This is a genomic window from Pseudomonas arvensis, from assembly GCF_056688935.1.
In genome coordinates this window covers 3,599,852-3,620,476 of the sequence record NZ_CP162038.1, presented here as the reverse complement: position 1 = coordinate 3,620,476, position 20,625 = coordinate 3,599,852, and the positions used below count along the sequence as shown (strand labels likewise).

The following is a 20,625-nucleotide window of genomic DNA, read 5'->3' as shown; positions in this document are numbered from 1 at the left end:
ATGTCCAGCCAGGCTCAACGCACCGCCGACACCACCTCCCGCCGCGCCGCGTTGACCCTGGCGTTGTGCCTGCCCAGCGACGTGTTGCTCTACCTGTTGCTGCCCATGGAATCCCAGGCCTTCGGCATCACCCTGGCCCAAGCCGGCGTGTTGCTGGCGGCCAACCGTCTGGTGCGGATTTTCGGCTACCGGTATGTGCTGAATTTCTATGCGCGCAACGGTGATCGCCTGACCTGCATGATCGCCGCCGGTGCCGCTACGCTGTGTGCCTTGGGCAACTCGGTGCTGTCCGGCTTCGCTGCGTTGCTCGGACTGCGGTTGGTGTGGGGCTTGTGTTTTGCCGCGTTGAACCTGTCGACCCAAGTATTGGCCACCGCTGAGCCGGAGGGCGCCGCACGTCGCGCCGGGCGTTCGAGGGCCTTGATCGCCTGGGGGCCAATGCTGGCGTTGCCGCTCGGTGGGTGGCTGACGCTGTGGGCCGGGCCGCGTCCGATCTTTGTGATACTCGCCGGTTGCTGCCTGGCAGGCCTGTGGATGGCGCGTGGTTTGCCCAGCGCCGGGCATGATTTGCACAGCACACCGGGGCGGCGCTTCAAGTGGCCGGACAGCGTGGCACTGTGGTCGTTTATCGAGGGCGTGGCGCTGGATGGGCTGTTTATCTTTGGCCTGTCGATCCAGACCCAGAAAATCCTCGGCGGTGACGCGGTATTGATTGCTGGCGGCTTGATGGCCCTGCGCTATGTCTCGGAGATGCTTCTGAGCCCCCTGGGCGGTCGTGCGGCGCAGCGGTTCGGCGCCACCTCGATGTTGCTGCTGTTTTCGTTTCTGAGTGCCTTGGCCTTGAGCGCTTTCGGCAGTTACTGGGTGATTATCGGTGCGGCGGCGGTGCTGGTGCTGCGTGCGTTGCAACTGCCCTTGGTGACCACCTTGGTCGCCGAGCGCAACCCCGGTTCGATGCGGGTCTCGGCGCTGGCGTCGAATGCGGTCTGGCGCGACATCGGTGCGGGCCTGGGGCCGCTGCTGGCGGGTTTGCTTTTGCCGGTGGCCTCGGCGCCGCTGGTATTTGGCGTGGCCGGGGCGGCGATTGCGGTGAGTGCGCTGTTCTGCTGGCGGGGCAGATGACTCAAGTGTTTTTGAAACCGTCCAGCCACGCCGGGTCGAAACGGGTCTGTTCGGTGTCGATTCCCAGCGCCCGCATCTTGGCTTGATGTGCATCCATTTCGCCGACCAGTTGCGCCTGGGCGCTGGAGTTGGCGTCCAGGGCATGCATCTGCGTCAGCCCCAGGTGGTAGAAACGCAGCACTTTCATGGCCGTCGGATCATTGGCCTGCACGTGTTCGGTGACCTTGTGCATCACATTGGTCACGCGCATCAGATTGCGCTTGAGCTGCCAGCCATACACCGCCGCAGCCAACCAGGATTGGGTCCAGAACGGGCCACGCACCAGGGCGACGGTGATCAGCACGCCAGCGAACACACCGCCGACATTGAAGCGAAAGTTATCGCCGCCGGCCTCGCCGAACAGCATCACTGCCAGGCTCGACAGCACCATGGCCAGGGTCAGGAACACCACGGCCACAATCAGCGTGCTGCGGCGGGTCTGTTGGCGGTAGACAGCGGGGTCGCAGGGTTTGAGCTCGAACATCCGGGTCAGGTCTCCAGGGCGGGAAGGGTGGGGCATCTTCTCATGGTCAGCGGTCAGCGGTGGGGCAATCAAGTTGAACCATGATCTGTGGCAGTTTCTCTAAATCGGTGAAGTCCCTCTGAGGTGAACGACCATGCCCGAATACAAGCAACCACCGCCCGGTACACCCGACCCTGACCGCACACCCGGTGAAGAAGAGCGCGACAACGATGCCTTGCGCCCCAATGATCCGAAAGAGCGTGACGATCATGATGATGTGGAGCGCGTCGAAGAAGACCTGGAAAACCTCCACGACAAAGCTCGCCCGCTATAACAGGAGACCATGATGAACAAGCACTCGGATGGGCCCCCCTCCAACGAACACGCCAGCGGCAAGGATGAGCTGGGATTTGATCCAGACTCGCCGGATGTGGCTGACCCGCAGGTCGATCCGGTAGGTCCGGCCATCGCCCCGCTGGATAAAAAGGACAAGGACGAAGCGAAAAAAAAGCCGCCCTACGATCCGTTGGGCGACTTGAAGAAATAACAGCGTTATCGGTAATCAGGCCCCGCCATCGAGCGGGGCCTTCGTTTATTTGGGTGGTGTCCAGCTGACATCAGTGATGCCGTACTTTTCAGCCCAGGGCCGGGTGGTTTTTTTCACCTGCTCGTGGCCAACGCGGCCGATACGGCTGACATGGGCAATGTCAGCATCGACCGCAGCCCAGTGCCAGGCTTCGGCGTTGTTCATCACCCCGGCGCGTACGACAAAGGACTTCGCTTGACCGTGCAGTTGGTAGTGGATGGTGTAGATTTTTGCGGTACTCATGTTGCCTCCCTGTCTTGTTATAAATGGAGGCTGAAGCGTTCAGAAAGGTTCATTCAAAATGACAACCTGCACACCGGCGCGGCATAGTGGCGCACTCTTCGTGTGCCCAAGGACTGTGCCATGCTCCGCCTGAACCATAGCCATCTGTACCTGCAACGCCTGGGTTACGATTCGCCGCCGCCGCCCACCCTGCAAACCCTGCACGATCTGCAACTGCGCCATGTGTGCACCTTCGCGTTTGAAAGCCTGTCGACCCTGCTGCACTTGCCGGTGCCGATAGACTTGCCGAGTGTCGAGCACAAAGTCCTGTTCGATGGGCGCGGCGGGTATTGCTATGAACTGAACCAGATGTTCCTGGCGCTGTTGCAGGAACTGGGCTTTGACGCGCGCGGCATTACCGGGCGGGTGGTCATGGGCGGGCCGCCGCAGGCGCGCACCGCACGCACCCACCGCCTGAGCCTGGTCACCCTGGACGGCGTGCGCTACATCACCGACGTCGGCTTTGGCGGCATGGTGCCCAGCAGCCCGTTGCTGTTGGACACGCAAGCCGTGCAGGCCACGGCCCATGAGCCGTATCGCCTGACACTCAATGAGCAGGAGGGCAGCTACACCTTATGGGCCCAGGTTGCAGGGGAGTGGCGTGGCTTGTATGTGTTCGACCTGCAAGTGCAGGCGGTCATCGATTACGAAATCGGCAACTGGTACGTCTCGACCCATCCGGGTTCGCCGTTCCTGGGCCAATTGAAAGTCGCACGGCTGGCAGCGGGCGAACGCCACACCTTGAACAACGCCCACTATGCGATTCACTACCTGGATCGACCGAGTGCCAAGCGCGTGATCCGCAGCAGCGAGGAGCTCCTGGACGTGCTTGGCACTGCCTTCGGGATTCGCGTGCCGGTTCACCCTCAGCTTGATTCAACCCTTGATGGCTTGGTAACGGCTGCACGCCAGGAGTCTTGACCTAGAGCCATCGCTGAACCGTTTTACCTCCAGGTGGGGGCAAATTTTTTCGAACCTTTTCTGCCAATTCGGGCTCAAAGCGCTGCCTGAATAATTTGCCCACCAGACAAGGAGATGTAAACGATGTCCAAACTATTCGGAAACTTCCTCAAAAATTCCTCACTGCTGGCGCTGGTCGCCGCTCCAGCCGTGGCGTTCGCCGCACCGTCCACTGACCCGATTTCCACCTTCGGGCTCCTGGGTAGCTACAACGACTTCAAGCTTGAGGGCGGTAGCCAAAGTGATAAAGACCACATGCCGGAAGCGGGCCTGTTCTACAACTTCGGCAACAAGCTCACGGCCGAATCGGGCTTTATTTACCAGGCCGGTATCGAAGCCAAGTACGGCAAGAAGAGCGACAACAAACTCAAGGAAGGCCAGGCTGACCTCGACCTCGGCTGGCGTGCCGCGCTGGATGCACGCAACTTTGTCGACGTGATCGTGGGCGGCGGCTACAGCTGGACCCGTTACGAGCTGGACTCCAACGACAACGACCTGGAGCTCACCAACAAATCGCCATTCGCCAAGGCCGCCCTGGGTTACAACCATCAGTTCGACGACATGACCCTGCGCGTCGAAGCCGGTGCCCGCCGGACCCTCGATGGCCGCACCCGGATCAAGGTCGACGGCTTTGGCAGCGACACTGTGGACCTCAAGGACCGCACCAACCCGTATGCCGAAGTCAGCCTGCTGATGAACCAGAAGGGCGATCTGCCAGTGATGGCCGGGCTGTATTACACGCGCACCGAGTACAAGCTGGATGCCGACTCGGAAGTGGCCGATAACACCCGGCTCAAGCGTGATGAGTATGGGGTCAAGGTAGGTATTGCGTTCTAAGGTAGTGCGTTTGAAAAAAAACGCCCCGATGTGATTCGGGGCGTTTTTTTTGCCTGGGCGGTATCAGCTCAAGGCCGCCAGTTGCGCTACGGTTTCCGGGAAGCGCGCTACCAGGCGGATCAAGGTGGTGGCCTGGGCATTGGGCTTGGCCCGCCCTTGTTCCCAGTTTTCCAGCGTACGGGTATTGGTGCGCAGGTACAGGGCGAACACCGACCGTGAAAGGTTCAGTTGCTGGCGCACGGCGATAACTTCTTCGGCGGTCAGCGGCGCCAGTTTGTTGAGATGGACCTTGTGGGTACGCAGGGTGACTTTGCCCTGGCGTTCGTCCGCAAGCGCGTCGAAGCCTTCGACCAGTTCGGAAAAGATTTCACGTTTCATGATGTGTTCTCGCTTTGATTTCCCTGTCCAGCATCTGTTTTAGGGCTTTCTTGTGTTGTGGTGTCAGGTCGTCCTGTTCGTGTTTGCCGTACAGCGTGAATAACCAGAACTGCGTACCTCCCGACCACCAGTAGTAGATGACCCGCAGGCCACCGCGCCTGCCTTTGTTTCGCCGCTCATCAACGAAGCGGACCTTTCGCAGCCCACCTGTCCCTTCAATCACGTCGCCCGCTTGTGGATTCTTCATTAACTCCTGTTGAAAACCGTGGAAAAGCTCGTCGCTTAGATAGTCCTTGCGATGACGCTCGAAGGCTGGCAGTTCGATAAATAGAGCATCCATGTTCTGTACGTAGCCTGCGTATAGTTTGGTGGCCCACTCGCTATGGGTCAAGTGACCCTGTTGTGGGAGTTTTCCTAAAACGCGACCACCATACGATTGCTTTTTATGGAGGGATGCCAGACGAGGAACTGGATAAGGAAGGAAATTTCTGTGAGTGGAGGAGGGTGAAGAGCGCGTTTCCCGGAATGCAAAAACGGCGCCCGAAGGCGCCGTTTTGTTTACTGCATCAGCTATTCGATCAAACACCCAGTACCGCGTGCTGCACCAGGGTGAGCAGCGGTTGTGGGTACACGCCCAGGAAGAACGCGAGCAGGGCGATGGCCAGCAGCATCACGCCGCCTGCCTTCTGTTCCCAATGCAGCTCGGCATCCACACGACGCAGGTTGGGCTCGATCAGGTAGAGAGTGACCATCACGCGCAGGTAGTAGAACACGCCGATGGCGCTACCCAGGACCAGGGATGCAACCAACCACCACTCGTGGGCTTCAACACCGGTGGCGACGATGTAGAACTTGCCGATAAAGCCCGCAGTCAGCGGGATCCCGGCCAGGGACAGCATCATCACGGTCAGTACGGCGGTCAGGTACGGACGGCGCCAGAACAGGCCGCGGTATTCGTACAGGGCGTCCGCGTCCCGGCCTTTGTACGGCGACGACATCAGGGTGATTACACCGAATGCGCCGAGGCTGGTGATCACGTAGGTGACCAGGTACACGCCGATGGCTTCCACGGCCAGGCCTTTGCTCGCCACCAGGGCGATCAGCAGGTAGCCGAAGTGGGCGATGGACGAGTAACCCAGCAGACGCTTGAGGTTGTTCTGGGTCAGGGCCAGCAGGTTACCGAACAGGATCGACGCAATGGCGATCACGGTCAGCACGTTGCTCAGCACGCCGGTGTTGGCGGCAGGCGAGATCTGGAACAGACGCACCATCACCGCAAACACAGCGACCTTGGACGCCGTGGCCAGGAACGCAGCCACCGGCGCCGGGGCGCCTTCGTACACGTCCGGGGTCCACAGGTGGAACGGCACCAGGGACAGCTTGAACGCCAGGCCGATCAGCATCATCGCCAGGCCCAATTGGGCAATCGGCGCAGGGCTGTTGGTGGCGGCCAGGGCGTGGCCGATCCCGGTGAAGCTCAGGCTGCCGGCTTCGGCGTAGAGCAACGCCATACCGAACAACAGGAACGCGGAACCGGCGGCCGACAGCACCATGTACTTGATGCCGGCTTCCAGGGAACGCTTGTTGAAGAAGGCATAGGCCACCAGACCGTAGGTCGGGATCGACAGCAGTTCCAGGCCGATGAACAGGCCCGCCAGGTGCTGTGCGCTGACCAGCACGATACCGCCGGCCGCGGCCAGCAGGATCAGCAGGTACAGCTCTTCGCGGTTGCCAGGGTAGCCGGTGCCGCCTTCGCCGAGATAGGCGTGGGCGAGGGTGACGCAGGCCAGGGTCGCGACCAGGATCAGCGCGATGTACAGCAGTGCGAAGTCATCGACCATCATCAATGGCGTGACCGCCAGTGGCGCGACCTTGAGGGCCGGGATGATCGACAGCAGGGCCAGGTTCAACCCGGCGCAGGACAGCAGGAACGTTTGCGAATGATTGCGGCGCCAGGCGATTGCCAGCATCACCGCCACAACGGTGAGGCTGGTAATCAGCAGCGGCGCAAGCGCGATAAAGTGTTGGATCGTGAATTCCATAGCGCTCTTACCGGGCCGAAGCGAGTTGAGAGAAGGCGGTGCCGAACCACTGCTGCACGCCATGCATCGTTGCGGCAGAAGTGTCCAGGAACGGTTGCGGGTACACGCCGATGTAGATCAGCAGTACCGCCAGGCCGAGCACCATGATCAGTTCGCGCGCATCCATCCCTTGCAGGACAGTGTCGGACTTGGCCGGGCCGAAGTAGGCGCGGTGGATCATGATCAGCGAGTAGACCGAACCGAATACCAGGCCGGAGGTGGCAATCGCACTGATCCACGGCGTTTGCACGAAGGCACCCATCAGGATCAGGAACTCGCCGATGAAGTTACCGGTACCCGGCAAGCCCAGGGACGCGGCGGCGAAGAACAGGCTGATCGCTGGCAGGTACGCAATGCGCGACCACACGCCACCCATTTCACGCATGTCACGGGTGTGCAGGCGCTCGTACAGCTGACCACTCAGGATAAAGAGTGCAGCGGCCGAAACACCGTGGGCCAGCATCTGGATCACCGCGCCTTGCAGCGCCAGTTGGCTGCCGGAGTAGATGCCGATCAGTACGAAACCCATGTGGGAAACGGACGAGAAGGCAATCAGACGCTTGATGTCGGTTTGCGCGAAGGCCAGGAACGCACCGTAGAAGATCCCGATCAGACCCAGGGTCATGGCAATCGGCGCGAATTCGGCCGAGGCATTCGGGAACAGCGGCAGGGCGAAACGCAGCAGGCCGTAGGCAGCAGTTTTCAGCAGGATACCGGCCAGGTCCACGGAGCCGGCAGTCGGCGCCTGGGCGTGAGCGTCAGGCAGCCAGGAGTGGAACGGCACCACCGGCAGCTTCACCGCGAACGCGATGAAGAAGCCCAGCATCAGGATGTACTCGGTGGTCAGGGACATCTTGGTTTTCAACAGGTCGGCGTAGTTGAAGGTAATCACGCCCGTGCTGTTGAAGTTGACCAGTACCAGACCCAGGATCGCCACCAACATGATCAGGCCGGAAGCCTGGGTGAAGATGAAGAACTTGGTCGCCGCGTAGATCCGGGTTTTCTTGCCGTCCGAAGAACTGTGACCCCAGAGCGCGATGAGGAAGTACATCGGCACCAGCATCATTTCCCAGAAGAAGAAGAACATGAACAGGTCCAGCGCCAGGAACACGCCGACAACGCCGCCCAGGATCCACATCAGGTTCAGGTGGAAGAAGCCCACGTGACGTTGGATCTCTTTCCAGGAGCAGAGTACCGAGAGGATACCCAGCAGGCCGGTCAGCAGGATCATCAACAGCGACAGGCCGTCGAGGGCCAGGTGCACGTTGATGCCGAAGCGCTGGATCCACACGTGCTTGAATTCAAGCGCGAAAGTTGGATCGACACCCGGTGCCGGAGCAAATGAATAGTCACCGTGGGCCCACAGCCAGAGGCCGAGCGCGAGTTCCAGGGACATGGTCAGCAACGCGATCCAGCGGGGGAGGGTGGCGCCGAAGCGTTCACCCATCCAGCAGAGCAGGCCGCCGATAAAGGGGATCAGGATTAGCCAGGGCAGAATCATGACAGGCTCGTTTCCTTTCGCAGGTTTGCAAAGTTCGCAATGTACGCAATGTGCATGGACATAGTCAGACCGCCACGACAACGATGGCGCCGATCACCAGCACGGCACCGACCGCCATGGACGCGGCGTACCAGCGCAGTTGGCCGGTCTCGCTGCGGCTCAGGGCGGTGTGACCGGCCTTGGCGGCGCGCGGGATCAGACCGATAGTCTGGTCGAGCGGGTCTTTGCGCAGTACATGGCTGATGGCCAGGTAAGGCTTGACGAACAGTTTGTCGTAGATCCAGTCGAAGCCCCAGGCAGCGAACCACCAGGCCGACAGGAAGCGGCCGATGCCGCTGTTGGCCACGGCGGTCACGAAGCGACGCTTGCCGAGGAACAACAGGGCGGCCAGCAGGATACCCGCGATAGCGATGGCCCCCGAGGCGATTTCCAGGCTGTGCTTGGCGGCGCCACCGGCATGGCCGGCGCTTTCCGGCAGTACACCGGCCAATGGTGGGGTGATCAGGGCGCCGATGAAGGTCGACAGCACGATCAGTACCGACAGAGGCAACCAGTGGGAGATGCCGTGGCCTGCGTGCGCTTCGGTCTTGGCTTCACCGTGGAACGTGATGAAGATCAGGCGGAAGGTGTACAGCGAGGTCATGAACGCACCCACCAGGCCTGCGTACAGCAGGTTCTGGTTACCGCTGGCAAAGGCTTCCCAGAGGATTTCGTCCTTCGAATAGAAACCGGCGGTCACCAGCGGCAGGGCGGCCAGGGCGGCACCACCGACGATGAAGCTGGCGTAGGCCAACGGCAGTTTCTTCCACAGGCCGCCCATCTTGAAGATGTTCTGCTCGTGGTGGCAGGCCACGATGACCGCACCGGAGGCCAGGAACAGCAGGGCCTTGAAGAAGGCGTGGGTCATCAGGTGGAAGATCGCCGCGTCCCAGGCGCCGACGCCCAGGGCCAGGAACATGTAGCCGATCTGGCTCATGGTCGAGTAGGCGAGGATACGCTTGATGTCGGTCTGCACCAGTGCGGCAAAGCCGGCCAGTACCAGGGTCACGCCGCCGACCACGCCCACCAGGTGCAGGATGTCCGGCGCCAGGGTGAACAGGCCATGGGTACGGGCGATCAGGTAGACACCGGCGGTTACCATGGTTGCCGCGTGGATCAGTGCGGAAACAGGGGTAGGACCGGCCATCGCATCCGCCAGCCAGGTTTGCAGTGGCAGTTGCGCGGATTTACCGACAGCGCCGCCCAGCAGCATCAGGGTCGCCAGGGTGATCCAGAAGTCGCCGACCTGGAATTTCTGCGGCGCCAGCACCAGCAGTTCCTGGATGTTCAGCGTGCCCACCTGTTGGAACAGGATGAACAGGCCGATGGCCATGAACACGTCGCCGATCCGGGTAACGATGAATGCCTTGAGTGCCGCGTTACCGTTGTTGCGGTTGCTGTAGTAGAAACCGATCAGCAGGTACGAGCACAGGCCCACGCCTTCCCAGCCGAAGTACAGGAACAACAGGTTATCGCCGAGCACCAGGAACAGCATGCTGGCGATAAACAGGTTGGTGTACGAGAAGAAGCGCGAGTAGCCCGCTTCACCGCGCATGTACCAGGACGCGAACAGGTGGATCAGGAAGCCGACACCCACCACCACGCCGAGCATGGTGATCGACAGGCCGTCGACGTAGAGGGCGAAGTTGGGCTTGAAGCCCTCAACCGACATCCACTGCCAAAGCACCAGGGTGTAATGGCCGCCTTCCGGTGGCGCGACGTTGAATTGCCAGATCACGTAGGCGGTCACGATGGCCGACAGGCCAATGGAACCCACGCCGATCAAGGCCGAGAGGTTTTCCGACCAGCGTCCACGGGAGAACGACAGCAGCAGGAAACCGATCAGGGGAAATACGAAAGTCAGAAAGATCATGTTCATCCGCGCATCTCACTGGCAGCGTCGATATCAAGCGTGTGGAAGCGACGATACAGTTGCAGCAGGATCGCCAGGCCAATACTGGCTTCGGCGGCTGCCAGGCTGATCACCAGGATGAACATGACTTGTCCATCCGGCTGGCCCCAACGTGCGCCCGCCACGATAAATGCCAGTGCAGCGGCGTTCATCATGATTTCCAGGCTCATCAACACGAACAGAATGTTACGGCGAACCATCAGGCCGACCAGGCCAAGGCAGAACAGGATGCCGGCGACCGCCAGACCATGCTCCAAAGGGATAGCAGGCATCGTCATTGCTCCTTGGCTTCGTTGCGGCCCAAGTGGAAGGCGGTGATGGCTGCCGCGAGCAGCAGCATCGAAGCCAGTTCGACCACCAGCAGGTACGGGCCGAACAGGCTGATGCCCACGGCTTTCGCGTCTACGGTGGTGTGGCCGATGGCCTGGCCGCTCTGGTGCGCGAACAGCACATACAGCAGTTCACCCAGCAGCAGGGCTGCGAGGACAACCGGGCCGAGCCAGATGCCGGGCTTGAGCCAGACACGTTCCTGGGCGACCGAAGCCGGACCCAGGTTGAGCATCATCACCACAAACACGAACAGCACCATGATGGCGCCGGCGTAGGCGATCACTTCCAGGACACCGGCGAACGGTGCGCCGAGGCTGAAGAAGGTCATGGCCACGGCGATCAGCGAAATGATCAGGTAGAGCAGGGCGTGCACGGGGTTGGTGTTGGTGATCACGCGAAGCGTGGACACCACTGCAATACCCGACGCGAAATAGAAAGCGAATTCCATCTTTCTTCCTTAAGGCAGCAAGCTCTTCACGTTGATCGGCTCGGCTTCGTTTTGTGCGGCGCCTTTCGGCTTCCCGGCAACGGCCATACCTGCAACACGATAGAAGTTGTAATCAGGGTTTTTACCGGGACCAGAGATCAGCAGATCTTCTTTCTCGTACACCAGGTCCTGACGTTTGAACTCGGCCATCTCGAAATCCGGGGTCAGCTGGATCGCGGTGGTCGGGCAAGCTTCCTCGCAGAGGCCGCAGAAAATGCAGCGCGAGAAGTTGATGCGGAAGAAGTCCGGGTACCAGCGACCGTCTTCGGTTTCAGCTTTCTGCAGGGAGATGCAACCCACCGGGCACGCTACGGCGCACAGGTTGCAGGCTACGCAACGCTCTTCGCCGTCGGGGTCGCGGGTCAGTACGATGCGGCCGCGATAGCGCGGCGGCAGGTACACCGCTTCTTCGGGGTATTGCAGGGTGTCGCGTTTGCGAAAGCCGTGACCGAACACCATCACCAGGCTTCGCAACTGGGTACCGGTACCCTTAACGATGTCGCCAATATATTTGAACATGGGTCAAATCCTCACTGAACCGCGCCGGCGGGCGTGTTCAACAACACGACGGCAGCCGTCACCAGCAAATTGATCAGGGTCAGCGGCAGGCAGAATCTCCAGCTGAAATCCATCACCTGGTCATAACGCGGGCGCGGAATCGAGGCGCGCAGCAGGATGAACAGCATGATGAAGAACGCGGTCTTCAGGAAGAACCAGAAGAAGGCCAACTGCGGTAGGATGCCAAACGGACCGTGCCAGCCGCCGAAGAACAGCGTGACCAGCAGGGCCGAGATCAAGATGATGCCGATGTACTCACCAACGAAGAACATGCCCCATTTCATACCGGCATATTCAATGTGGTAACCGTCGGCCAGTTCCTGTTCCGCTTCCGGCTGGTCGAACGGGTGACGGTGAGTCACGGCCACGCCAGCGATGAAGAAGGTGCAGAAGCCGAAGAACTGCGGAATGATGAACCACAGGTTCTGCGCCTGGTACTCGACGATGTCGCGCATGTTGAACGAGCCAACCTGCACCACGATGCCCATCAGTGCCAACCCCATGAACACTTCATAGGATACGGTTTGCGCCGAAGCACGCAAGCTGCCCAGCAGGGCGAACTTGTTGTTGCTCGACCAACCGGCGAACAGTACCGCGTAGACCGACAGGCCGGCCATGGCGAAGAAGAACAGCAAGCCGATGTTCAGGTCCGCCACGCCCCAGGTCGGGGTGATCGGGATGATCGCGAAGGCGATCAGCAAGGCGCTCATGGCCACGACCGGTGCCAGGGTGAAGATCACCTTGTCGGCAAACGGCGGGGTCCAGTCTTCCTTGAAGAACATTTTCAGCATGTCGGCGGCAATCTGGAACATGCCGAATGGGCCAACGCGGTTCGGACCGTAACGGTCCTGCCACCAGCCCAGCAGGCGACGTTCGACGAAGCTGAGCAGGGCGCCCGCCACGACCACGGCCAACAGGATCACGATGGCCTTGACCACCGAAATGATCACGTCAATTACTTCCGGCGTGAACCAAGTCATTGCGCTGCCTCCTGCAGACCGTCAACGGTTTTGCCGAAGATCGCAGGCGGAATGCCGGCGAGGCCTTTAGGCAGTGCAACCAGGCCAGCACCCAACTCTTCATTGATGCGCAGCGGCAGACGCAGGGTCTGGCCGGCCACGGTCACGCTGAGCAGGGCGCCGTCGTTGACGCCGAGGCGGTCGGCTTCGGACTTGGCCACCGAGACGTAGGCTTGCGGGATGCGGCTTTGCACCGGCGCGGCCTTGGAAGAGTTCTCTTCGCTGCCGAACAGGTGGAAGAACGGCACAACCTGCCAGGTGCCCTGGGACGGGTTGAACGGACGCGGTACGCCAGCGAACCAATTCAGCGAATCACCGGTGCTTTCGATCAGGCGGGTGCCCGGGTCGCCAGCGCGGATGTGACCACCGACTTCGTCCTGGAACTTGTTCCAGGCTTGCGGCGAGTTCCAGCCCGGCGACCAGGCGAACGGCACCTGTTGACGGGGCTCGACCGAACCCGAGTAACCTTCCATGGAGAAGGCGAACGCGGTGTCGTTGTCTTGCGGCGTACGCGGTTCGTGCACGCTGATGTCGGCGCGCATGGCGGTACGACCGGAATAACGCAGCGGTTCACGAGCGAGTTTCATGCCCTTGATGCGGAACGCGGCGGACGGCGCAGCGTCGACAATCCGTGCCAACTGCGGTGCGCTGGAAGCGACGGCGGCGGTCACGTGGTCGAGCTGGGTCCAGTCGATCGGCTGGTTCAGCAGGGTCGCGCGCAGGGCATGCAGCCAGCGCCAGCCTTCGTGAACCAGGATGCTGGCGTCCATGTATTTCGGATCGAACACCTGGAAGAAGCGCTGGGCACGGCCTTCCTGGCTGACCAGGGTGCCGTCACCTTCGGCGAAGCTCGCCGCTGGCAGTACCAACTGAGCGCGGTCGCTGGTGGCGGTCTTCTGGTGGTCGGCCACGATCAGCACTTTGGCGGCGTTCAGCGCAGCGTCAACCTTGGCGGCATCGGTGCGGGTATACAGGTCGTTTTCCAGCACCACGATCGCATCGGCAGTGCCGTCGATCACGGCTTGCAGGCCGGCGTCCAGGGACTCACCACCGAGCATGGCCAGGCCGAGGCTGTTGGCTTCCGGCACCACCAGGCTGATGGAACCGTTCTTGTCGCGCAGCTTCAAGGCCTTGGCGATGTTGGCAGCGGCTTCGATCAGCGCTTTGGAACCCAACGAGGTGCCGGCAATGATCAACGGGCGCTTGGCGGCGAGCAGGGCGTCGGCGATGCGCTGGGCCAGTTCAACGGCTTCAGCGTCCAGGCCTTCGACGGCAGGCGCGCTGGCGTCGAGGGCGTGGGCGACGGCGAAGCCGATGCGGGCCAGGTCGTCGGGCGCTGCGTGGACGCATTCTTCGGCGATGTCGTCGAGCTTGGTTTCAGCGATGCTGGCGATAAACAGCGGGTTCAGTGCGTGCTGGCCGATGTTTTTCACTGCGGCGTCGAGCCACGGCTGTACGCGCATGGCGTCGGCCATCTCTTCAGCCTTGCCCTTGACCGACTGACGCAGGGACAGGGCCACGCGGGCGGCGGTCTGGGTCAGGTCTTCACCGAGCACGAAGATCGCATCGTGGTCTTCGATGTCACGCATGTTTGGCACAGGCAGCGGGCTGTCGTTCAGCACTTGCAGGACCAGGCGGATGCGTTCCAGCTCACCGGCTTCGATGCCGCTGTAGAAGTGTTCGGCACCCACCAGCTCGCGCAACGCGTAGTTGCTTTCGAGGCTGGCGCGGGGCGAACCGATACCGACGATATTGCGGCCGCGCAGCAGGTCGGCGGCTTTATCCAGCGCCTCGTCCAGGCTCAGCTTGGCGCCATCGGCCAGCAGCGGTTGGCGCGGGCGATCCTTGCGGTTGACGTAGCCGTAGCCGAAACGGCCACGGTCGCACAGGAAGTACTGGTTGACCGAACCGTTGAAGCGGTTTTCGATGCGACGCAGTTCACCGTAGCGTTCGCCCGGGGAAATGTTGCAACCGCTGGAGCAGCCATGGCAGATGCTCGGCGCGAATTGCATGTCCCACTTGCGGTTGTAGCGCTCGGAGTGGGTCTTGTCGGTGAACACACCGGTCGGGCAGACCTCGGTGAGGTTGCCGGAGAACTCGCTTTCGAGCACGCCGTCTTCAACGCGACCGAAGTACACGTTGTCGTGGGCGCCGAAGACGCCCAGGTCGGTGCCGCCTGCGTAGTCTTTATAGAAACGCACGCAGCGGTAGCAGGCGATGCAGCGGTTCATTTCGTGGGAAATGAACGGGCCGAGGTCCTGGTTCTGGTGGGTACGCTTGGTGAAGCGATAACGGCGCTCGTTGTGGCCGGTCATCACCGTCATGTCTTGCAGGTGGCAGTGACCGCCTTCCTCACAGACTGGGCAGTCGTGGGGGTGGTTGGTCATCAGCCATTCGACGACACTGGCGCGGAACGCCTTGGATTCTTCATCTTCGATGGAGATCCAGGTGTTGTCGGTGGCTGGGGTCATGCAGGACATGACGATGCGACCACGGGTGTCGTTCTCGTCGGTGTATTGCTTGACCGCACACTGGCGACAGGCACCGACGCTACCGAGCGCGGGGTGCCAGCAGAAATACGGGATGTCGAGGCCTAGTGAGAGACATGCCTGTAACAGGTTGTCTGCCCCATCGACTTCGAGCGCTTTGCCGTCTACGTGGATAGTGGCCATGGTTCAAAGTTCTTCGTTGGCCCGTTGTCAGCGGGCGTGGCTAATGGAATCTTGTTATTCATGTGCATCTACACAGCCTTCAAGGCGTCAGCACATGAGAAGGCGAAGGGCACGGACCCTTCGCCTTTTAAAGCGTTACGCGCCGACTACGATCGGCCTCGCCAGAGGTGGGACGGCGGCGCTGGTAGGCGCGATGCCGGCTTCGAACTCCGAGCGGAAGTATTTGATTGCGCTGCCCAATGGCTCCACGGCGCCCGGTGCGTGAGCACAGAAGGTCTTGCCTGGGCCGAGGAAACCGACCAGGCCCAGCAGGGTTTCGATGTCACCCTCGCGGCCTTCGCCATTTTCCAACGCCATCAGCAATTTCACGCTCCACGGCAGACCGTCGCGGCACGGGGTGCAGAAGCCGCAGGATTCACGGGCAAAGAACTGCTCCATGTTGCGCAGCAGCGAGACCATGTTCACGGTGTTGTCCACCGCCATCGCCAGGCCAGTACCCATCCGGGTGCCGACCTTGCCGATGCCGCCGGCATACATCTGTGCGTCGAGGTGCTCAGGGAGCAGGAAACCGGTACCGGCGCCGCCTGGCTGCCAGGCTTTCAGGGTATAGCCGTCGCGCATGCCGCCGGCGTAGTCCTCGAACAGCTCGCGTGCGGTCACGCCGAACGGCAGCTCCCACAGGCCAGGGTTCTTGACCTTGCCGGAGAAGCCCATGAGCTTGGTGCCCATGTCTTCGCTGCCTTCACGGGCCAACGATTTGTACCAGTCCACACCGTCGGCGATGATCGCCGGCACGTTGCACAGAGTCTCGACGTTGTTCACGCAGGTCGGCTTGCCCCACACGCCCACGGCGGCAGGGAAGGGCGGCTTGGAGCGCGGGTTGGCGCGGCGGCCTTCGAGGGAGTTGATCAGCGCGGTTTCTTCACCGCAGATATAACGTCCGGCGCCGGTGTGCACGAACAGTTCGAAGTCAAAACCGGAACCGAGGATGTTCTTGCCCAACAGGCCGGCAGCCTTGGCTTCTTCCACGGCACGGTTGAGGTGCTTGGCGGCGGTGGTGTATTCGCCACGCAGGAAGATATAGCCCCGGTAAGTCTTGAGTGCACGGGCGCTGATCAGCATGCCTTCGATCAGCAGATGGGGTAGTTGCTCCATCAGCATGCGGTCTTTCCAGGTGTTCGGCTCCATTTCATCCGCGTTGCACAGCAGGTAGCGGATGTTGATGGATTCGTCCTTGGGCATCAGGCCCCACTTCACGCCCGTGGGGAAGCCTGCACCGCCGCGGCCCTTGAGGCCGGCGTCTTTCACGGTCTGGACGATGTCGTCCTGGGCCATGTCGGCGAAGGCTTTGCGCGCGGCGGCGTAACCGTTCTTGGCCTGGTACTCGTCGAGCCAGACCGGCTCGGCGTCGTCACGCAGGCGCCAGGTCAGCGGATGGGTCTCGGGCGAACGCTTGATCAGGTTGGCCGGGCCGAAAGATGTAAGGGTCATGGGTAGCCCTCCAGCAATTGGGTCACGCCGGATGCTTGCACGTCACCGAATGTGTCGTCGTCGATCATCAACGCCGGCGCCTTGTCGCAGTTGCCCAGGCAGCACACCGGCAGCAGCGTGAAGCGGCCGTCGGCGGTGGTCTGGCCGAGGCCGATGCCCAGCTTGCCCTGGATCGCGTCGACCACCGATTCGTGGCCGCCGATGTAGCACACCATGCTGTCGCATACGCGAATGATGTGGCGGCCCACCGGCTGACGGAAGATCTGGCTGTAGAACGTTGCCACCCCTTCAACGTCGCTGGCGGGGATGCCGAGGATCTCGCCGATGGCGTAGAGGGCGCCGTCCGGCACCCAGCCACGTTCCTTCTGGACGATCTTCAAGGCTTCGATCGACGCCGCGCGCGGGTCTTCGTAGTGATGCAGCTCGTGCTCGATGGCCGAGCGCTCGGTTTCACTCAAGGTGAAACGGTCTGTCTGGATAAGCGTGCTATTCATGCTTAGCGGTCCACGTCGGCCATAACGAAATCGATACTACCCAGGTACGCAATCAAGTCCGCGACCATCTCGCCTTTGATCACCGAAGGGATCTGCTGCAAGTGCGGGAAGCTTGGCGTACGAATCCGGGTGCGGTAGCTCATGGTGCCGCCATCGCTCGTCAGGTAATAACTGTTGATACCCTTGGTCGCTTCGATCATCTGGAAGGATTCGTTGGCCTGCATCACCGGGCCCCACGAAACCTGCAGGAAGTGCGTGATCAGGGTTTCGATGTGTTGCAGCGTGCGCTCTTTCGGCGGCGGCGTGGTCAGCGGGTGATCCGCCTTGTACGGGCCGGCCGGCATGTTGCGCATGCACTGCTCGATGATCTTCAGGCTCTGGCGCATTTCTTCGACGCGCACGATGCAACGGTCGTAGGCATCGCCATTGGCCGCCAGCGGGACTTCGAACTCGAAGTTCTCGTAGCCCGAGTACGGGCGGGCTTTACGCAGGTCGAAATCGCAGCCGGTCGAGCGCAGGCCCGCACCGGTGACGCCCCATTCCAGGGCCTCTTTGGTGTTGTAGGCGGCGACGCCGATGGTACGGCCCTTGAGGATGCTGTTGTCGAGCGCGGCTTTCTGGTACTCGTCCAGACGCTTGGGCATCCAGTCGATGAACTCCTTGACCAGGCGCTCCCAGCCGTTCGGCAGGTCATGCGCAACACCGCCGATGCGGTACCAGGCCGGGTGCAGGCGGAAACCGGTGATGGCTTCGATGACCTTGTAGGCGCGCTGACGGTCGGTGAAGGTGAAGAACACCGGGGTCATGGCGCCGACGTCCTGGATATAGGTACCCAGGAACAGCAGGTGGCTGGTGATCCGGAAGAACTCGGCCATCATGATGCGGATGGTGTCGACGCGGTCTGGCACTTTGATGCCGGCGAGCTTCTCGACCGAGAGCACGTACGGCAGGTTGTTCATCACGCCGCCGAGGTAGTCGATACGGTCGGTGTACGGGATGAAACTGTGCCACGACTGGCGCTCGGCCATCTTCTCGGCACCACGGTGGTGGTAGCCGATGTCCGGTACACAGTCGACGATCTCTTCGCCGTCCAGTTGCAGGATGATACGGAAGGCACCGTGAGCCGAAGGGTGGTTCGGGCCCAGGTTGAGGAACATGTAGTCCTCGTTGGTGCCGGAGCGCTTCATGCCCCAGTCTTCCGGACGGAAGCGCGCCGCTTCTTCTTCAAGCTGTTGCTTGGCGAGGTTGAGGCTGAACGGGTCGAATTCGGTGGCGCGGGCAGGGAAGTCCTTGCGCAGCGGGTGACCTTCCCAGGTCGGCGGCATCATGATGCGCGTCAGGTGCGGGTGACCCGGGAAGTCGATACCGAACATGTCCCAGACTTCACGCTCGTACCAGCTGGCGTTCGGCCAGATGCCGGTCACGGTCGGGACGCTCAGGTCGCTCTCGGAGAGGGCAACCTTGATCATCACGTCGCTGTTACGTTCCAGCGACATCAGGTGGTAGAACACGGTGAAATCGGCACCGCTCGGCAGCCCTTGACGCTTGGTGCGCAGACGCTCGTCCACGCCATGCAGGTCATAGAGCATGACGTACGGCTTGGGCAGGTTACGCAGGAAGGTCAGGACTTCGACGAGCTTGGCGCGCGCCACCCACAGCACCGGCATACCGGTGCGTGTGGCCTGGGCGGTGAAGGCGTCAGGGCCAAAACGGTTATTGAGTTCGACGACCACATCCTGGTCGTCTGCCTTATAAGGCGGGATATACAGAGCACTGCCTGTAGTCATGGTTTTTTATCGCTTTCGGTCAACGTAAAGAATGAGGCCAGGTTTTCGTTCTATAAAAGAAGCGGGCTGGGTCAGACTTCGTCGGGGCTGCGCAGGTTGGTGACTGCGATTCGCTGTTCGCGGCGCTGTTCCTTTTGCGAAGGCATCTCGGCGCGGTATACGCCTTGATCGCCGACGACCCAGGAAAGCGGGCGACGCTCCTTGCCAATCGATTCCTGCAACAGCATCAAGCCTTGCAGGAATGCTTCAGGGCGAGGCGGGCAGCCAGGCACGTAGACGTCCACGGGCAGGAACTTGTCCACCCCCTGAACCACGGAGTAGATGTCGTACATGCCACCGGAGTTGGCGCACGAACCCATGGAGATAACCCACTTAGGTTCGAGCATTTGCTCGTAGAGACGCTGAATGATCGGCGCCATCTTGATGAAGCAGGTTCCGGCAATAACCATGAAATCCGCCTGGCGCGGTGATGCCCGGATAACTTCGGCGCCAAAGCGTGCGATGTCGTGGGGCGCCGTGAAGGCGGTGGTCATTTCCACGTAGCAGCACGAAAGGCCGAAGTTGTACGGCCACAGGGAATTTTTACGTCCCCAGTTGACCGCGCCACTCAGCACGTCTTCCAGCTTGCCCATGTAGATGTTTTTGTGGACTTGGTCTTCTAACGGATCGGAGACGGTTTCCCGTTCGCCGATGGGGTATTGATCGTTAGGAGCATCCGGGTCGATCCTGGTGAGATTGTATTGCATCGCCAAAGCCTCATTGTTTCAGCTTCGCTTGCCGCTTACGACGAGCTTCCGGAGCCCAATCAAGGGCGCCCACTCGAAATAGGTAGACAAGGCCTGCCAACAGAATTGCTATGAAAACGAGAGCTTCGACGAATCCGGTCCAGCCGCTTTCGCGGACGGACACAGACCAGGCAAAGAGAAAAAGGGCTTCGATATCGAAGATCACGAACAGCATCGCGACCAGATAGAATTTGGCTGAGAGCCGCAGGCGGGCGCCACCTGTAGGTAGCATGCCCGACTCGAACGGTTCGTTTTTGCTGCGGCCCCAGGCTTTTGACCCGAGGAGGCTGGAGACGCCGAGCATGAAGGCGCAAAGGCCTACAACACCGAGGAGGAAAATGGCAAAGCCCCAGTTGTGGGCTATGAGTCCTGTCGCTTCGGTCATGCTGGAAATCCTTAACAGAGAGCAAAGGTCTCTGAGCTCGAAAAAGTAATGATGCAGTGACGATATGTCGCAGCGCAGTCAATCGCGGTGATTTTATGGCTAAACACCGGGCAAGTAAAATTCCTATGGCGAAATTATTCGATGGAATAAGGACATAGTGCACCTTTGTGGGGCTGTAGCCCTTGCGGGGCGGGCATTAGCGGGCATTTGTACAATTAAGTTTTGTTTGTTGGGTAACGAAGTTTTTATCGGCCAAATGATAATGAATATTGTTTGCGTGAGGTTTAAGCGAATGTTTCTCGTGTGGCGGGGGAAGTTGGTGTTACTTGCTTGATTGCTGCTTAGTTGTGGGTGTGCATCTTTTAACCGCTTTTGCGGATTTGCATACCGCTCTGGATCAATGTTTTGCGCAAAATC

General features: G+C 60.8%; 22 protein-coding genes. 5 read left to right on the top strand and 17 right to left on the bottom strand.

What is annotated here, in order from left to right; genetic code table 11:
- On the top strand, positions 1-1,122 hold the full coding sequence (locus AB3G88_RS16160; RefSeq protein ID WP_480450671.1) for an MFS transporter: 1,122 nt from the start codon (positions 1-3) through the stop codon (positions 1,120-1,122).
- Position 1,123: 1 nt separating this feature from the next.
- Here AB3G88_RS16160 and AB3G88_RS16155 read toward each other — a convergent pair whose 3' ends face one another.
- The gene (locus AB3G88_RS16155; protein WP_480450669.1) at positions 1,124-1,645 is read right to left on the bottom strand and encodes a DUF3087 family protein; all 522 of its coding nucleotides are present in this window, start codon (positions 1,643-1,645) and stop codon (positions 1,124-1,126) included.
- Between the two features lie 133 nt (positions 1,646-1,778).
- On the opposite strand from AB3G88_RS16155, the gene AB3G88_RS16150 reads away from it, so the two are divergent.
- Both AB3G88_RS16150 and AB3G88_RS16145 read left to right on the top strand, forming a co-directional pair.
- Positions 1,779-1,958, top strand: coding sequence for a hypothetical protein (locus tag AB3G88_RS16150; protein WP_032889724.1), 180 nt, complete (start codon positions 1,779-1,781; stop codon positions 1,956-1,958).
- A 12-nt stretch (positions 1,959-1,970) separates the two neighbouring features.
- On the top strand, positions 1,971-2,171 hold the full coding sequence (locus tag AB3G88_RS16145) for a DUF6021 family protein (RefSeq protein ID WP_099587026.1): 201 nt from the start codon (positions 1,971-1,973) through the stop codon (positions 2,169-2,171).
- A gap of 45 nt (positions 2,172-2,216) precedes the next feature.
- Here AB3G88_RS16145 and AB3G88_RS16140 read toward each other — a convergent pair whose 3' ends face one another.
- On the bottom strand, positions 2,217-2,453 hold the full coding sequence (locus AB3G88_RS16140) for a DUF6555 family protein (protein WP_099587025.1): 237 nt from the start codon (positions 2,451-2,453) through the stop codon (positions 2,217-2,219).
- Positions 2,454-2,573: 120 nt separating this feature from the next.
- On the opposite strand from AB3G88_RS16140, the gene AB3G88_RS16135 reads away from it, so the two are divergent.
- Both AB3G88_RS16135 and AB3G88_RS16130 read left to right on the top strand, forming a co-directional pair.
- Positions 2,574-3,413, top strand: a complete 840-nt coding sequence (locus tag AB3G88_RS16135) for an arylamine N-acetyltransferase family protein (RefSeq protein ID WP_480450666.1) — start codon at positions 2,574-2,576, stop codon at positions 3,411-3,413.
- Positions 3,414-3,536: 123 nt separating this feature from the next.
- Positions 3,537-4,289 carry an outer membrane beta-barrel protein gene (locus AB3G88_RS16130; RefSeq protein ID WP_158878075.1) on the top strand — a complete coding sequence of 251 codons (753 nt, stop codon included), beginning with the start codon at positions 3,537-3,539 and terminating at the stop codon, positions 4,287-4,289.
- Between the two features lie 63 nt (positions 4,290-4,352).
- Here the strand turns inward: AB3G88_RS16130 and AB3G88_RS16125 are convergent, their stop codons facing one another.
- From AB3G88_RS16125 to AB3G88_RS16055, 15 genes are all read right to left on the bottom strand, one after another.
- The gene (locus AB3G88_RS16125; RefSeq protein WP_099587022.1) at positions 4,353-4,667 is read right to left on the bottom strand and encodes a helix-turn-helix domain-containing protein; all 315 of its coding nucleotides are present in this window, start codon (positions 4,665-4,667) and stop codon (positions 4,353-4,355) included.
- A complete protein-coding gene (locus AB3G88_RS16120; RefSeq protein ID WP_112196970.1) occupies positions 4,657-5,007 on the bottom strand; it encodes a toxin in 351 nt (116 codons plus the stop codon). Before AB3G88_RS16120 ends, AB3G88_RS16125 begins: the two co-directional genes overlap by 11 nt.
- Before the next feature lie 238 nt (positions 5,008-5,245).
- The gene (gene nuoN / locus AB3G88_RS16115; protein ID WP_099587021.1) at positions 5,246-6,709 is read right to left on the bottom strand and encodes an NADH-quinone oxidoreductase subunit NuoN; all 1,464 of its coding nucleotides are present in this window, start codon (positions 6,707-6,709) and stop codon (positions 5,246-5,248) included.
- A 7-nt stretch (positions 6,710-6,716) separates the two neighbouring features.
- Positions 6,717-8,249, bottom strand: coding sequence for an NADH-quinone oxidoreductase subunit M (gene nuoM / locus AB3G88_RS16110; protein ID WP_003232072.1), 1,533 nt, complete (start codon positions 8,247-8,249; stop codon positions 6,717-6,719).
- A 64-nt stretch (positions 8,250-8,313) separates the two neighbouring features.
- Positions 8,314-10,167 carry an NADH-quinone oxidoreductase subunit L gene (nuoL, locus tag AB3G88_RS16105; protein ID WP_099587020.1) on the bottom strand — a complete coding sequence of 618 codons (1,854 nt, stop codon included), beginning with the start codon at positions 10,165-10,167 and terminating at the stop codon, positions 8,314-8,316.
- Positions 10,164-10,472, bottom strand: a complete 309-nt coding sequence (gene nuoK / locus AB3G88_RS16100; protein ID WP_003174727.1) for an NADH-quinone oxidoreductase subunit NuoK — start codon at positions 10,470-10,472, stop codon at positions 10,164-10,166. The genes nuoL and nuoK overlap by 4 nt, the downstream gene beginning before the upstream one ends.
- 2 nt (positions 10,473-10,474) lie before the next feature.
- Positions 10,475-10,978: an NADH-quinone oxidoreductase subunit J gene (gene nuoJ, locus AB3G88_RS16095; RefSeq protein ID WP_003174726.1), complete on the bottom strand. Its 504-nt coding sequence runs from the start codon at positions 10,976-10,978 to the stop codon at positions 10,475-10,477.
- A 9-nt stretch (positions 10,979-10,987) separates the two neighbouring features.
- Positions 10,988-11,536 carry an NADH-quinone oxidoreductase subunit NuoI gene (gene nuoI, locus AB3G88_RS16090; RefSeq protein WP_003174725.1) on the bottom strand — a complete coding sequence of 183 codons (549 nt, stop codon included), beginning with the start codon at positions 11,534-11,536 and terminating at the stop codon, positions 10,988-10,990.
- An 11-nt stretch (positions 11,537-11,547) separates the two neighbouring features.
- The gene (nuoH, locus tag AB3G88_RS16085) at positions 11,548-12,555 is read right to left on the bottom strand and encodes an NADH-quinone oxidoreductase subunit NuoH (protein WP_017137518.1); all 1,008 of its coding nucleotides are present in this window, start codon (positions 12,553-12,555) and stop codon (positions 11,548-11,550) included.
- A complete protein-coding gene (gene nuoG, locus AB3G88_RS16080) occupies positions 12,552-15,266 on the bottom strand; it encodes an NADH-quinone oxidoreductase subunit NuoG (protein ID WP_480450662.1) in 2,715 nt (904 codons plus the stop codon). Before nuoG ends, nuoH begins: the two co-directional genes overlap by 4 nt.
- Before the next feature lie 135 nt (positions 15,267-15,401).
- Positions 15,402-16,757 carry an NADH-quinone oxidoreductase subunit NuoF gene (gene nuoF / locus AB3G88_RS16075; RefSeq protein ID WP_003174722.1) on the bottom strand — a complete coding sequence of 452 codons (1,356 nt, stop codon included), beginning with the start codon at positions 16,755-16,757 and terminating at the stop codon, positions 15,402-15,404.
- A complete protein-coding gene (nuoE, locus tag AB3G88_RS16070) occupies positions 16,754-17,251 on the bottom strand; it encodes an NADH-quinone oxidoreductase subunit NuoE (RefSeq protein WP_099587017.1) in 498 nt (165 codons plus the stop codon). The genes nuoF and nuoE overlap by 4 nt, the downstream gene beginning before the upstream one ends.
- A gap of 2 nt (positions 17,252-17,253) precedes the next feature.
- On the bottom strand, positions 17,254-19,038 hold the full coding sequence (gene nuoC, locus AB3G88_RS16065) for an NADH-quinone oxidoreductase subunit C/D (RefSeq protein ID WP_480450661.1): 1,785 nt from the start codon (positions 19,036-19,038) through the stop codon (positions 17,254-17,256).
- A gap of 71 nt (positions 19,039-19,109) precedes the next feature.
- Entirely contained in the window at positions 19,110-19,784 is a 675-nt protein-coding gene (locus AB3G88_RS16060; RefSeq protein WP_012724951.1) for a NuoB/complex I 20 kDa subunit family protein, read from the bottom strand.
- 10 nt (positions 19,785-19,794) lie between these two features.
- Positions 19,795-20,208, bottom strand: coding sequence for an NADH-quinone oxidoreductase subunit A (locus AB3G88_RS16055; RefSeq protein WP_015372409.1), 414 nt, complete (start codon positions 20,206-20,208; stop codon positions 19,795-19,797).
- Positions 20,209-20,625: the final 417 nt, after the last annotated feature.